This is a genomic window from Corynebacterium sp. MSK012, from assembly GCF_030232435.1.
GTDB classification, from domain to species: domain Bacteria; phylum Actinomycetota; class Actinomycetes; order Mycobacteriales; family Mycobacteriaceae; genus Corynebacterium; species Corynebacterium jeikeium_D.
This window is the reverse complement of record NZ_JASPJU010000013.1, coordinates 39,557-52,807: the sequence shown is the minus strand read 5'-3', so window position 1 is coordinate 52,807 and position 13,251 is coordinate 39,557. Positions and strand designations below refer to the sequence as shown.

The 13,251-nt window shown below is 58.5% G+C and carries 11 protein-coding genes; 5 read left to right on the top strand and 6 right to left on the bottom strand.

All coding sequences use genetic code 11. The features are described from left to right. Nucleotides 1-79 precede the first annotated feature (79 nt). Nucleotides 80-1,891, top strand: coding sequence for a BCCT family transporter (locus QP977_RS09830; RefSeq protein ID WP_070827673.1), 1,812 nt, complete (start codon nt 80-82; stop codon nt 1,889-1,891). 216 nt (nt 1,892-2,107) lie between these two features. Here QP977_RS09830 and QP977_RS09825 read toward each other — a convergent pair whose 3' ends face one another. The 5 genes from QP977_RS09825 to QP977_RS09805 all read right to left on the bottom strand — a co-directional run bounded on the left by QP977_RS09825 (nt 2,108) and on the right by QP977_RS09805 (nt 6,838). Next, nucleotides 2,108-3,046, bottom strand: coding sequence for an amino acid ABC transporter permease (locus QP977_RS09825; protein WP_070827671.1), 939 nt, complete (start codon nt 3,044-3,046; stop codon nt 2,108-2,110). Next, nucleotides 3,046-3,732 (bottom strand): amino acid ABC transporter permease, encoded by a 687-nt coding sequence (locus QP977_RS09820; RefSeq protein ID WP_048733083.1) that lies wholly within the window; start codon nt 3,730-3,732, stop codon nt 3,046-3,048. The genes QP977_RS09825 and QP977_RS09820 overlap by 1 nt, the downstream gene beginning before the upstream one ends. A gap of 19 nt (nt 3,733-3,751) precedes the next feature. Then, nucleotides 3,752-4,693 carry a glutamate ABC transporter substrate-binding protein gene (locus QP977_RS09815; RefSeq protein ID WP_070827669.1) on the bottom strand — a complete coding sequence of 314 codons (942 nt, stop codon included), beginning with the start codon at nt 4,691-4,693 and terminating at the stop codon, nt 3,752-3,754. A 15-nt stretch (nt 4,694-4,708) separates the two neighbouring features. After that, complete coding sequence (locus QP977_RS09810) at nt 4,709-5,437, bottom strand: amino acid ABC transporter ATP-binding protein (protein WP_042388208.1); 729 nt, start codon at nt 5,435-5,437, stop codon at nt 4,709-4,711. A 120-nt stretch (nt 5,438-5,557) separates the two neighbouring features. Next, nucleotides 5,558-6,838 carry an MFS transporter gene (locus QP977_RS09805; RefSeq protein WP_284847274.1) on the bottom strand — a complete coding sequence of 427 codons (1,281 nt, stop codon included), beginning with the start codon at nt 6,836-6,838 and terminating at the stop codon, nt 5,558-5,560. 259 nt (nt 6,839-7,097) lie between these two features. Between QP977_RS09805 and QP977_RS09800 the strand changes: the two genes are divergently transcribed. The 4 genes from QP977_RS09800 (at nt 7,098) to QP977_RS09785 (ending at nt 12,440) form a co-directional block, all read left to right on the top strand. Further along, nucleotides 7,098-7,547: a MarR family winged helix-turn-helix transcriptional regulator gene (locus QP977_RS09800; RefSeq protein WP_070827681.1), complete on the top strand. Its 450-nt coding sequence runs from the start codon at nt 7,098-7,100 to the stop codon at nt 7,545-7,547. A gap of 34 nt (nt 7,548-7,581) precedes the next feature. Next, nucleotides 7,582-9,012, top strand: a complete 1,431-nt coding sequence (gene purB, locus QP977_RS09795) for an adenylosuccinate lyase (protein WP_070827668.1) — start codon at nt 7,582-7,584, stop codon at nt 9,010-9,012. A 185-nt stretch (nt 9,013-9,197) separates the two neighbouring features. Next, on the top strand, nt 9,198-10,127 hold the full coding sequence (locus QP977_RS09790) for an alpha/beta fold hydrolase (protein ID WP_070827666.1): 930 nt from the start codon (nt 9,198-9,200) through the stop codon (nt 10,125-10,127). Nucleotides 10,128-10,463: 336 nt separating this feature from the next. Further along, nucleotides 10,464-12,440, top strand: a complete 1,977-nt coding sequence (locus QP977_RS09785) for a vWA domain-containing protein (RefSeq protein ID WP_070827664.1) — start codon at nt 10,464-10,466, stop codon at nt 12,438-12,440. Between the two features lie 2 nt (nt 12,441-12,442). On the opposite strand, the gene QP977_RS09780 is transcribed toward QP977_RS09785, so the two are convergent. Beyond that, nucleotides 12,443-13,138 (bottom strand): VOC family protein, encoded by a 696-nt coding sequence (locus QP977_RS09780; protein WP_049173075.1) that lies wholly within the window; start codon nt 13,136-13,138, stop codon nt 12,443-12,445. Nucleotides 13,139-13,251 lie beyond the last annotated feature (113 nt).

The window sequence follows — 13,251 nt, the reverse complement described above, 5'->3', positions numbered from 1 at the left end:
CCGACTTGGGAGGAATGTGTCTTCCGAGCTGTCTTTTCTGAGACAGACAATCTAGAAGTGAAAGGCGCTGACCCCGATAATGGGATCTACACAAACGCCACAAGTAAAAACGCAAGAAAAGAAGTCGGGCGGTTTTCTTAAGAACCTGCCGACCGACCCGTTGATCTTCACGACAGCGATGGGTTTCATTGTCCTCTTTGTGGCAGTGACCATAGCGCTGGGGGATACCGCTCGGGATGCCTACTCGGCCGCTTCCGATTGGGTTACGTCTAACATGGGCTGGCTGTTCATCGGTGGTGTCTCGGCAAGCTTTATCTTCCTCATCGGCTTGTTTGTGTCCCGCTACGGACGCATCCAGCTTGGCGATGATGACGAAGAGCCCGAATACACCATCGCCGAGTGGTTCGGCATGCTCTTCGCCGGTGGTACTGGCTCCATGCTGATGTTCTGGGGCGTGGCTGAACCACTCAACCACGCTTACAACCCGCCGTTCGGTCAAGAGCCGATGAGCCGCGAAGCTCAGAACACTGCGATGGCATTTACCATCTACCACCTGGGTATTCACATGTGGGTCATCATGGCGCTGCCGGGGCTCGCGCTGGGGTACTTCATTTACAAGCGTCACCTGCCGCCGCGCGTCTCCTCCATCTTCGCGCCGCTGCTCGGTACCCGCATCTACTCATGGCCGGGCAAGCTTATCGACGCCGTCGCCATCATCGGTACCGTCGTCGGTATCGCGGTATCGGTGGGCATGGGTGCGCTGCAGATTAACTCCGGTGCTGCACGTGTAATCGGTACCCCGGAAAGCTCGATGGTGCAGCTCATTCTGATTGCCATCATTATTGTGATTGCCTCGATTTCCGTGGCCCGCGGTCTGGACAAAGGTATTAAGGTGTTGTCCAATGCGAACATTTGGGCCGCCATGGCATTGATGGTCTTCGTGCTGCTCATGGGCCCGACATTGACGCTGCTGCGCCAGACCGTCGATACGACAGGTGTCTACTTGGATGCGCTGCCTCGCATCATGTTCTGGACTGACTCCTACGACGTCAACCCGAATTGGAAACAGGGCGCCTGGACGGTCTTCTACTGGGCCTGGACAATCTGCTGGTCGCCATTTGTGGGCATGTTCGTCGCCCGTATTTCCCGCGGCCGTACAGTCCGTCAGTTCATTGCCGGTGTGATTGCACTGCCGACAATCGTGTCAATCATGTGGTTCTCTATCTTCGGCCGCGCTGGCTTCGAACTGGAAAATGAGCAGCCGGGCATTCTGACGGAACCAGTCGTCGAAGGAGGGGATCCCTCGCCGGCTCTATTTATCCTGCTGGAGCAGTACCCACTGGCAACCCTTGTCAGTGTGTTTGCGCTCTTTGTGATTATGATCTTCTTCGTCACCTCCATTGACTCCGCTTCGATGGTGATGGACATGATGTCTACCGGTGAGGAAAACAAGGCTCCGACCTTCTACCGCGTGCTGTGGGGCGTCATGATTGGTGCTGTGGCAGCTTCTCTGCTGCTGATTTCTGGTGAAACCGCACTGGAAGCGCTGCAGTCTGCCGTGATTGTTATCGGTGTACCGTTCTTCTTCCTCCACTTTGTGATGATGTACTCCTTGGTCAAAGGCATGAGTGATGACCACATGGCAGTGCGCAAGCCGGTTACCCGCCAGTGGGAGAAGACCGATACTCCAGAGAAGTTGGAGAAGCACGAAGCCGCACCCGCGCCGGGCTACGACGAAGAGGGCAATGAGCTGCCGCGCTTTGAGTACACCCACGATGAAGAGGGACGTCTGGTTATTCAGTCCGATGTGGTCGTTGAAGGTGAGTTTGAGTCTGGCGAGAAGTCGGAATCAGAGAGCCCAGAGGAATCGGAGACCAAGTCTGAGTCGTAGTAGAGCACGGTCGCAGTAGTGCCCGGCACTTGTGGCCACGCTATTCACCTATCGTTGCGCTGTAGCGTGGCCATCAGTGAGTAGTGCATCGATAAGAGCGAAGGCAGAGGCCGTAGCCAAACAAAAACGCCGCCCAGCGGAAACCAAAAGTAGTTTCCATGGGCGGCGTCGCTGTGTTCGTCGTAAAGCGAGTGCGGCAGTAAGCCGTGATTAGCTTTACTCGTAGGTGCCTCGGAGGTCCTTGTAGTCCTCATCGTGCCAGTCCACGTTGGCCTGGTCCTTGGTGGTGACACCGACATCAGGCTGCTGCGGAACCTTCGCAATGATGTTGCGGCGGGCGCGGCCGGCGCGGAGCTGGCTTTCGATACGCTCGGCAAGGTTGGCAAGACCGAAGTTGATGGCAATGAGAATGATCGCCACGACGACCAGCGATGGAATCATGGCGCCGTAGTACTCGCCAAGCTGGCGGCCGGAGCGGACAACCTCGACGTAGCCAATCATGTAACCCAGCGCGGAGTCCTTCAGCGCAATAACCATCTGCGAGATAATCGCCGGCAACATGGCGGCGACTGCCTGCGGCAGCAAAATAGTGACCATCGTCTGGCGGTGGGAGAGACCCAGCGCAATCGCGGCCTCACGCTGGCCCTTCGGCAGCGACTCGATGCCGGAACGCAGCGTCTCGCCAATGACGGAGCCGTTGTACATGGTCAGGCCAAACACAACGGCGGCAAAGCCGAGGTAGTTCGACGGAAACAGCTGCCAAAGCGCGAACACCGAGTAGGCGAACAGCATGAGCACCAGCACCGGAATGGCGCGGAAGAACTCGACAATCACCGAGCACAGCCAGCGCACCGGTGCGACCGGGCTCAGCCTGCCGACGCCCAGGAGAGCACCAATCACCAGTGCCAACACAATAGAGACGACAGCCGCGACAATGGTGCTGACCAGACCGGGCAGAATGTACGTGGTCCAAGTGGTGGATTCGAGGAAGAACGACCACTTATTCGCCTCGAACTGGCCCTTGTCGGCCAGTTTCATTCCGACCCCGGCGAGGATCGCAACGGTGATTGCAGCCACGATCCAGGTGAGGGTTCGGTTGAAGCGCTGAGCCTTGGGGCCCGGCGCGTCGTAAAGAACTGTTGCGCGAGTAGCCATTAGCGCTTCACCGCCCATCGCTTGCCAGCCCAGCCGAAGAACAGGCCGGTCGGCAGAGTCAGAATAATAAAGCCGACAGCGATGATGCCGAAGATAATCAGGATATCGCTGGCGTAGTTTTCGGTCATGGTCTTCATCAGCAGCGACGCTTCAGCCACACCGATTACCGAGGCAATCGTGGTGTTCTTGGTCAGCGCGATCAGGGTGTTGCCGAGCGGCACGATAGCGCCACGGAACGCCTGCGGGAAGATGATGTAGCGGAAGCTCTGGCCGAAGCTAAGCCCCAGGGAGCGGGCGGCTTCGGCCTGCCCGAACGGCACAGTATTAATACCGGCGCGCAGGGACTCCGCAACGAAGCACGAGGTGTAGGCAACAAACGCCAACACCGCGAGACGGAAGTTCTGCTTGACAATGAAGGAGTCATTCTCCGCAGCCAGCAGCAGCCCCAAGTTGTAGTAGAGACCCATCGAGGCCAGCAGCACAATCAACGTCAGCGGGGTATTGCGGACAATGTTGATGTACCAGGTCGACAGGGTACGCAGGATTCCCACGGGGCTCACGCGCATAGCGGTGAGAAGCGTGCCAAAAATCAGGGAACCAATTGCCGAAGCAATCGTCAGTTTGATGGTTACCCAGAAAGCCGGAAGCAGTTCCGGCCCCATTTCACTCCATAGTTCTGGATTCATTGTTTGCTCGCACCCCTTCCTACTTCTTCTCTACGAACGACAGATCGCCGATTGCCGGCTTGTCGTCGAGCTCGAACTTGTCGCCCAAATGCTTCTTCAGGATCTTCTGAAGCTCACCGGTGTCGTACAGCGACTCCAGCGCCTCATTGATGGCCTCACGGCTGGCATCATCACCCTTGGGCAGGCCGATGCCGTAGTACTCATTGGTCCAGTAGGAACCATCGGGGTTGCGCAGCTCGACCACGCGGAAGTCGTCGCCGAAGCGTTCCTTGTAGCGCTGGGCGAAGCCCGCGAGAATAGTCGCATCTGTGGTCAGGGCATCGACGACACCCTGCTTCACACCCTCCGCGCATGCGGCGTAGGTATCGAACTCCTGCAGCTGCACCTCCGGTAGAGCGTCCTTGACTTTCTGCGCTGGGGTGGAGCCGGATACAGAACACAGGCGAGTGCCCGGGGCGACGTCGTCAAGCCCCTGAATGCCCTCGGAACCGCGCACCAACAGTGCCTGGTGCGTGACCAGGTACGGGCCGGCGAAGTCGACCGCAGCCAGGCGGCCAGCGTTGATGGAGTAGGTGGCGGCGATCATGTTGACCTCGCCGTTGTTAATCAGCGTCTCGCGCTGAGCGGACGGGGTCTCGCGCCACTCCATCTCGGGCACATCCCAACCGTTCTTGTTGGCGATGTACTCAATGACGTAGCGGGAAACATCGTTGTCGACGCCCGCGAACTCACGGTCCGGGGTGCGCTCGCCGAGACCCGGCTGGTCAAACTTCGTACCCAGCGTCACGTGCCCGGCTTCGATATCGGCCAGCAGGTTTCGGGGTCCGCCGCTACCGCAGGCCGCGAGGCTCATTGTCGTGGCAACTGCTACGACAGCCGCCGCAACTCGCTTGCCGACGACACCTCGGCGGCCCTGGTTGCGACTGCGACCATGGCCTCCTCGTAATAGTGAAAGCTTCATGGTGACCAGCCCCGCCTAGTGTCCGACGATTTTGGCCAAGAAGTCCTTGGCACGATCGCTCTGCGGGTTGGTGAAGAAGGTCTCCGGGTCGGTGTCTTCGACAATCGCACCGTCGGCCATGAACAGGATGCGGTCGGCCACGCGGCGGGCGAAGCTCATCTCGTGGGTGACACAGACCATGGTCATGCCGCCCTTGGCCAGGTCGGTCATGACATCGAGGACCTCGTTGATCATTTCCGGGTCGAGCGCGGAGGTGGGCTCGTCGAAAAGCATGACCTTCGGGTCCATGGCCAGGGCGCGTGCGATGGCGACGCGCTGCTGCTGACCGCCGGAGAGCTGCGCCGGGTACTTGTCAGCCTGTTCCGCAATGCCGACACGGGCGAGCAGCTTGTCCGCACGCTCGCGGGCCTCGGCTTTGGAGATCTTGCGGACCTTCAGTGGGGCCAACGTGACATTGTCGCGAATGGTCATGTGGCTGAAGAGGTTGAACTGCTGGAAGACCATGCCGACCTCAGCGCGCAGGCGGGTGAGTTCCTTACCTTCTTCGGGAAGGAGCTTGCCGTTGATGCGAATTTCGCCGCTGTCGATGGTTTCCAGGCGGTTGATGGTTCGGCACAGTGTGGATTTACCAGAGCCGGAGGGGCCGAGGATAACTACGACCTGGCCAGCTGGGATTTCCAGGTTGATGTCGCGCAAAGCGTGGTAATCGCCGTAGTGCTTGTTCACCTCGGCAATCGAAATCATGCTCTGTGGTGTGGATGATTCAGTCATGGGGGAAAGTATAGGTGACTCACGACACATAACTGCTATCGGTGTTCCTTGTCCGATATTCACCTGTAAAAAGTGACTGCACACCAATTAGTTCTAAAGATCCACGCGATGGCGCCTCGCAACAGGCTTGCGGCCATGCACGAACCAGTAGAAGACGGCCGCGAGAACCACCACAACCGCCAGGCCTGCGTACATCTTGTCGAAGCCCATAGTGGCGGCTACCGAACCAAGCACGATTGGGCCGAGGCCGATGCCCGCGTCGACAAGCAAGAGCAGCGTCGAGATGCCCGTGCCCAACTTGTGTGCCGGGGCCAGGTGCACAGAGATGGTCTGGCAGGCCGGCATCAGCGTGCCGTAGCCCAGGCCGCAGAGCGCACCGGCGGCGATAACGTGCCAGTCAGCGCTAGCGAAAGCCAGAACAAGCAGTGAGATGGTGAAGCACACCAGGCCGATGGCGATGACGGGGTTGTCGCCGCGGCGATCTTGTAGGCGTCCCAGTGAGAAACGCGCCGCCATCATCGCCACCGCATAGGCGATGAAGAAGAAGCTGGCGCCCCTAGTCAGGCCGCTCAGCTGCGAGTATCGGTTCAGGAATGTAATCACGCCCGCATACGCCAGGCCGACGAGCAGCATGAACAGGCCGATTGGCACCACTCTCGGCGTCATGATGTCATCGAAGGAAAACGTGCGCTTCGTCTCGCTTGCCGACGAGTCTTCGGTGGCCTCGTCCTTGGTTGCCACAGTGGCAGGCTCGTTGGGTTGTGGCAGAACGAGCGCCAGCACCAGTCCGACAATGGACAGGCCGAGGGCTGTGGCAAAGAGGACGCCGTAGCCGACCGAACCAATAAGGGCAAGGCCGAGAGCTGGGCCAATCGCTGTGGCCAGGGTGGTGCCGAGCGAAATGTAGCCAGTTCCCTCTGCGCGCCGCGAAGCCGGAATAGCGGTTTGGGCGGCGGCCATCACGGCGGTGGAAGCGAATGCGTAGGTCAGGCCGTGGATGATGCGGATTGCAATCAAGACCGGCAGGGATGCGGCCCACAGGTAGGCGGCACAGGCCGCCACGATGACAGCGAGCGAGCCAAGCATGATTCTGCGACCACCGAAGGTGTCCACCAAGTAGCCGGAAAAGAGACGAGCGATGGTGGCGCCGACCACGAAAGAACTGGCGGCGAAGCCACCGGCGGCATCGGAGGCGGAGAAGCGCTGGACGGCGTAGAGCGCCATGACCGTGATTGAAAGGTAGAACACCAGGTACATGCTGAAGTTAATCAGCCAGCTGATGATGAACGCGGGGGAGAAGAGCTTGTCCTGCCCGTGCTGCTCGTCCTGCTCGTTCTGTTTGTGCCTGTTCTGTGTGGTCGTATGCGTTGTCATGCTGAAGATACGGTCTCTTTTCTCGTTTGAAAACGATCGTGGAATTAGTGCTTTGGCGAAACTGCTTTCCGGCATTTGTATCATGCAAAAATGCAGTTAGGGCTCGAATTATAACAATTGGTTTGTATGATGCAAATGTGCTTTTTCGGCCTTAACCGCATCCGTGGCGCGCTAGAATAGGGGCTGTTCAGCAAACAGATACATCCCGCAGGCCCATTAAAGGGCCGACAAATAGGCGACAAGAGGATTGACTGCCATCGTGCGAAACGACGACCTAGCCGCGCTCGTTTACGAGAACATGCTGCTATCCCGGGTGAGCTCCAGCGGCTACCGACCACATCGTAAGGACATCCTGTTGGATCGCTCCGCCGCAGCACTACTGGCGCGACTGGAAGCGCAGCCGGATATGACAGTCGCCGAGCTTTCCGATGCGCTGGGGCTGGACATTTCTACGGTGCACCGCCAGCTGGCCGCCGCCATGCGGCAGGGGTATATCGCGAAGAGACCCGCGCCGTCGTCAAGCGCGAAGGTGCATAGCGCGACCGACAAGGGGCTAGAGCTGCTGCACCGGGAAATCGAGGCGCGTAAGAAAACCGTCGATGACATTACGCATGGCTGGGAGGACTCGGAGCTCGCGGAGTTCGTGCGATTGATGCGCAAATTCAACGAAGGCGTGGAAGAAATGCGTGGTCATCCATGGCCTAGATAACCGCGGATGCCGGGGTCATGGAATACTTGAGGGCGTGGCTGAGAAAAAGAAGATTGCAAACGTCCTTGCTAACCGATACGCTTCTGCGACTCTGGCGGAGTTGTGGAGCCCTGAGTACAAGATCATCCTCGAGCGCAAGCTCTGGATTGCAGTTTTGAAGGCCCAGGTCGCCCGCGGAATTGAGGTTCCGGAGGGCACTATCGAGGCGTATGAGAAGGTCATCGACCAGGTTGACCTCGATTCCATTGCCGCCCGTGAGCGTATTACTCGCCACGATGTGAAGGCCCGCATTGAAGAGTTCTGTGAACTGGCTGGCACCGAGCACATTCACAAGGGAATGACCTCACGAGACCTGACTGAAAACGTCGAGCAGCTGCAGGTACTGGAGTCGTTGAAGGTTGTGCGTGACAAGGCTGTCGCTGTTGCTGCTCGCACCGCCGAGAAGGCCTCCGAGTACCAGTCGCTGGTCATGGCGGGTCGTTCCCACAACGTCGCCGCGCAGGCAACGACTCTGGGCAAGCGCTTCGCCTCCGCTGCGGACGAGATGCTGCTGGGGGTCGAGCGCGTAGAAGACCTGATCTCCCGCTACCCGCTGCGCGGCATCAAGGGCCCGATGGGCACCGCCCAGGACATGCTGGATCTGCTTGACGGTGACGAGTCCGCACTGGCCTCCCTGGAAAACGAAATCGCTGAAGGCCTCGGCTTCGACCGCGTCTTTGACTCCGTCGGTCAGGTTTACCCGCGCACCCTCGACTTCGACGCTCTGTCCGCGCTGGTCGAGCTCGGTGCAGGTCCGGCATCGCTGGCCACCACCATCCGCCTGATGGCCGGTAATGAGACCGTCACCGAGGGCTTCAAGGAAGGCCAGGTCGGCTCATCCGCCATGCCGCACAAGATGAACGCCCGCTCCTGTGAGCGCGTCCACGGTTTCCAGGTCATTCTGCGCGGCTACATGACCATGCTCTCCGAATACGCCGGTACTCAGTGGAACGAAGGCGACGTTTCCTGCTCCGTGGTTCGCCGCGTTGCACTGCCGGATGCTTTCTTCGCCATGGACGGCATGTTCGAAACCTTCCTCACCGTCCTGTCCGAGTTCGGTGCATTCCCGGCCATGATCGACCGTGAGCTGGAGCGCTACCTGCCGTTCCTGGCTTCCACCAAGATCCTCATGGCAGCCGTTCGCGCTGGTATGGGCCGCGAGGAAGCCCACGAGATCATCAAGGAGCACGCCGTCGCCACCGCACTGGATATGCGCGAAAAGGGTGCTGAGCAGAATCTCACTGAACGTCTCGCTGCAGATGAGCGTTTCCCGCTGGATGCCGCAGGGCTTGCCGACGCTCTGGCGAACCGCCATGCGTTCATCGGTGCCGCGGAATCCCAGGTTGACCGCGTAGTTGCACGTGTGCAGGCTGTCGTGGACAAGTACCCAGAGGCCGCGGCCTACAAGCCGGGCGAGATTCTGTAGCTTCGCGAGCGTCACGCGCGAAACGCGTAAACGCAAAAACGTAAAGACGTAAGGTCCCTTGAAAAACTCTGTCACGTTGGTGGCAGAGTTTTTCTTTGTTTGTTGGCGAAAGCACCAGTGAGCAGCCAAGTTCCTCGGTACGATGAGCGATAAGTATCGAAACCTCTACTCGAAAGGTGCCCGACGTGACATCGGCTGTTAGGACTTCGCTTTCTCGCCCAGGTGCCACATTGAATGTGCTGCGCTGGGTTCCAGAAAATGACAAGGGCGCGCCCATTACTCCTAAGGGAGTGGTGCAGATTGTCCACGGCATGGTCGAGTACGCCAACCGCTACGCCAAGTTCGCCGAGTACCTCGTATCCCAGGGCTATGCCGTCGTCGCGCACGACCATCGCGGCCACGGTATGACTAAGACGGATGCTGGCATCCCGGGCTACTTCGCTGACTACGGTGGCTGGAACTTGATTCTCGAAGACCTCCACGCGGTGCGCCAGTACGTTGATGTAGAATTCCCAGGTAGCAAGCACTATATTCTCGGCCACTCCATGGGGTCGCTTCTGACTCGTAACTACATCGCCAAGTACGGCGAGGGGCTCACCGGTGTCATTATCATGGGCACTGTGTCGTGGCCAGGGGCTAAGGGCGACGCGGGAATGAAGGTGGCAAACCTGCTGGCTAAGATTCGTCCTACCGCGCCGGGCAAGCTGCTCAACACTCTCACCTTTGCTGATTACAACAAGGACTTTGAGCGCCGCACTAAGTTTGATTGGCTCACCCGCGACCACAAGATTGTCGATGCTTATATTGCGGACGACAAGTGTGGTTTCGTTCCCACCAATGCCTTTTTCCGCGACCTTCTCGTCGGCACGCACTACGCGAACTCGCCTGAAGCCTATGAGAAAGCGCCTGATGAGCTGCCGCTTTTCGTGGTTTCCGGTGCCGTTGATCCGGCGGGTGGCGCTGCCTGTGTGACTGAGGTCGTGGGCAAATACCTGAACGCGGGCAAGAAGGACGTGCGCTTTAAGGTCTATCCGGATGGTCGCCATGAGATTCTCAACGAGTTGAATAAGGAAGAGGTCTACTCTGACATTGTGGCGTGGTTGGAGTCCCGCTAGGGGAGCTGGTTAATAGACAAAAAGTATGCCCGTTCGGTGGGGTCGACCGGTGGGCATCTTTTGCTACTTATCCCAATGCGAGTTACTGACTGCGTTTATGTCAGCGGCGGCGGGCCAATGCAAGTTACTGACTGCGTTTATGGCAAAAATGGCCTGAACCTACCGCCTGAAAGTGTCATAAACTCATACAGTTTCACATTTGCAGCCCGTAATCATATTTGGCACCCGTAATATTTGGGTCTGCCCAGTCATTATCTTGAGAATCAGACATACTTTTGTCATGTAACGTTCTTTTTACGCTTTCAGATTTACGCTTGAAGAAAAGGAACCGGCCACATGATCAGAAGAAGACAACTCTCGGCGGTCGTGCTCTCCATCTCCGTGTTGCTGGTGCTCGTAGGCTCTTTTGCGGGAATCACAACAGGGCGTGCACAGGCGCAAGAGGCCGCGAGTACTATCTCGCCAACCATGGTGATCCTGGATGCTTCAGGGTCAATGCTTGCCGACGACGCGGGCGGCCAGACCCGAATGGAGGCAGCGAAGACTGCCACGAGTAAGTTCGCGGGATCGGTGTCAGAGGACTCCGAAATTGGGTTCATGGTCTACGGCACGGAAGTTGGCAATTCGCCGGAGGAGCGGGAAGCTGGCTGTCAGGACATCACCACGCTGCTGCCCGTGCAGGCGGGTAACTCGGCGAAGATTCCTGCTGAAGTAGGAAAGGTCCAAGCCTCCGGCCACACCCCGATGGGGCCTGCGCTGCGTCAGGCTGCCGATGAGTTGCCGAAAGAAGGGCAACGTTCGATTGTGTTGGTCTCCGATGGTGAGGACACCTGTGCTCCGCCACCGGTGTGCGAGGTAGCCAAGGAACTCAAGCAGCAGGGCATTGACCTGGTCATCAACACAGTTGGTTTCCTTGTTGATGCAGGTGCACGTGCTGAACTGGAGTGCATTGCTGAGGCCACTGGCGGTGAGTACCTGGACGCCCAGGACTCCGATTCGCTGGCTGAGTCCATGAAGACGCTGGCGACCCGCACCGCACGCACCGCGCAGTCCAGCGCGCAAGAGATACAGGGTGGCGACGCTCCTACGAGCGCTACCCAGGTGCCTGCCGACGTGGAAACGTTCTCGACCAAGCTGCGGGAAAAGAATCCTGAGTCCGAGCGCAGCATCGGTAATCAGGAAGGCGACGGTGCTGAGTACTTCTCCGTCCCGGTTGCTGAGGGAGAGCGGCTTGCAATTAGTGCGGCTACCGTGCCGGGAGCGTCGTCAGGCGCGACGTTGATGGACCTAGATGTTCGCAACTTCGCGCTCACTATGCATTTGGATGACAGCAGTTGCTTCCTTGCCAATGATTTCGGCAATGGCATCATCGACTCCAATGGCCCCTTTTTCGCATCGATAACAACCAAGCAGTCCGGGGGCGCTGAGGGGGACTGTAAGCCGGGCAATATGGTGTTCTCCGTGGCTCGGAAAGGCGGCCCGTTTGAAGGCCAGGACATTCCTGCAGAGGTGACTATCAAGCGCTTCGCCAACGAAAACCTGACCGATGTGCCGGAGGCCTTCCCGTCCGACAAGGAGAGCTTGAACCCTCCACCCGCGACACCAGAGGTAGATCAGGCTAAGAAAGTCACCCCAGGTTCGTGGTTCGATGACGCCACGGAACTTACTGCCGACAGCATCAGCAGCGTCACGGCCGACATCGTTCCTGGTGAGACACACGTGTACAAGATCAAGTCCGAGTATGGGCAGCAGCTCCGCGGCGCCGTCAAACTCATTGACGCCCCAGAAGCGGACAAGCTTGCACAGATCTCCGGCCTGGATATCAAGACGCTGAACTCGGCACGCCAGCTCGCCGGCAGCGAGGAAAACCGTCCGGCCAATGAACACCAGATCGGTGAAGAGACTACATTTGGTAACTCGGCCCGGATTAACTATCGCAATCGGATCGGCGAAGATAGTGAAAAGTCGGGCGATTACGAGGCTGAAAGAGCCTGGTTGGATGGCGACCAGTACATCGTTGTCTTCTTCAACAACAGCTGGGGTGCCGGTCAATCCCACGATGTCGCGGGTGTTCAAAACGTCCCGGTGACTTACCAGCTGACCACGGAGTTGGTCGGCGAGAAGATTCCGGGCCCAGCTTTTGAACAGGTCGCGCACAAGTCGCCAAGTAGCGAGGCCCCGACTAGTAGCCAGCAGAATCCGAAGGGCACCGAAGAAAACGAGGATGACGGCTCTTCCAACATGATGTGGTTCTCTATTGGTGCAGTTCTGTTAGCCGTCGTCGGCGCGGCAATCGCGTTGACCCGTAAGTAACGCTAGAGCGTCCAGTACACGCCGAATCGGTCAGGCTTGACGACGGCTTCCGTGCCCTCGGCAACCTCAGCGCCTGTTAGGCCAAGCGCTTGGCAGGCGCTTTCGACCTCTTCGGCCGAATCGCTGGAGAGGCGCATCGCCACACCGTCGCCGAAGGTGAAATTGTGCATGCCCGGCGAGTCGAGCGTCATGAAATTCCCTGACCCGAAAAGCCGGTTGTATACCTCGGTGGCGGCGGCAGCCTGTGGTTCGTCGCCTGTCCACATGAAGTAGGGAATAACGGCGGGATTCGCTGTCTTTGCGGCAGCGTCCGTGCTTGCAGCCCCGCTGGTTAAGGAATCAATCATCAGTTGCCAGTTGACCCCATTGCCGTCGACCAACCAGCCAAAGAGCGGCGAGAAATCGTAGCTGGTCAGGGGCATGAGCGTAGCACCACCGCTGATGGTTTCATCACCCGCCATCAGATGCTCCCACAGTCTGCGCAGCTGGTTTTCCTGACCAGGGGCAAATCGCACCATAAAAGACACAGCGGGGGTTAATCGGCGGTTCCCGTTCTCAATGAGTTCAAAGTCCATCCCGCCGATGGTGAGCGTGGTGGAGTTGGGCTTGATGTTGGAGTGAAAACCTTCGGCGTAAAACCGCGCAGCGGCGCGGGGGTCGTCGTTAAGCGCGATCACGGCCGAGATAGAAACAGTCATGAAAATGAGCCTAACGACGAGCGCCTAACCGCGCAGAGAACGCAGCGTTTGATCCTAGTCAGTGAAGAATCTTCATACGGCGATATCCCCAGTAACGCTGCGCTGATTAGGGG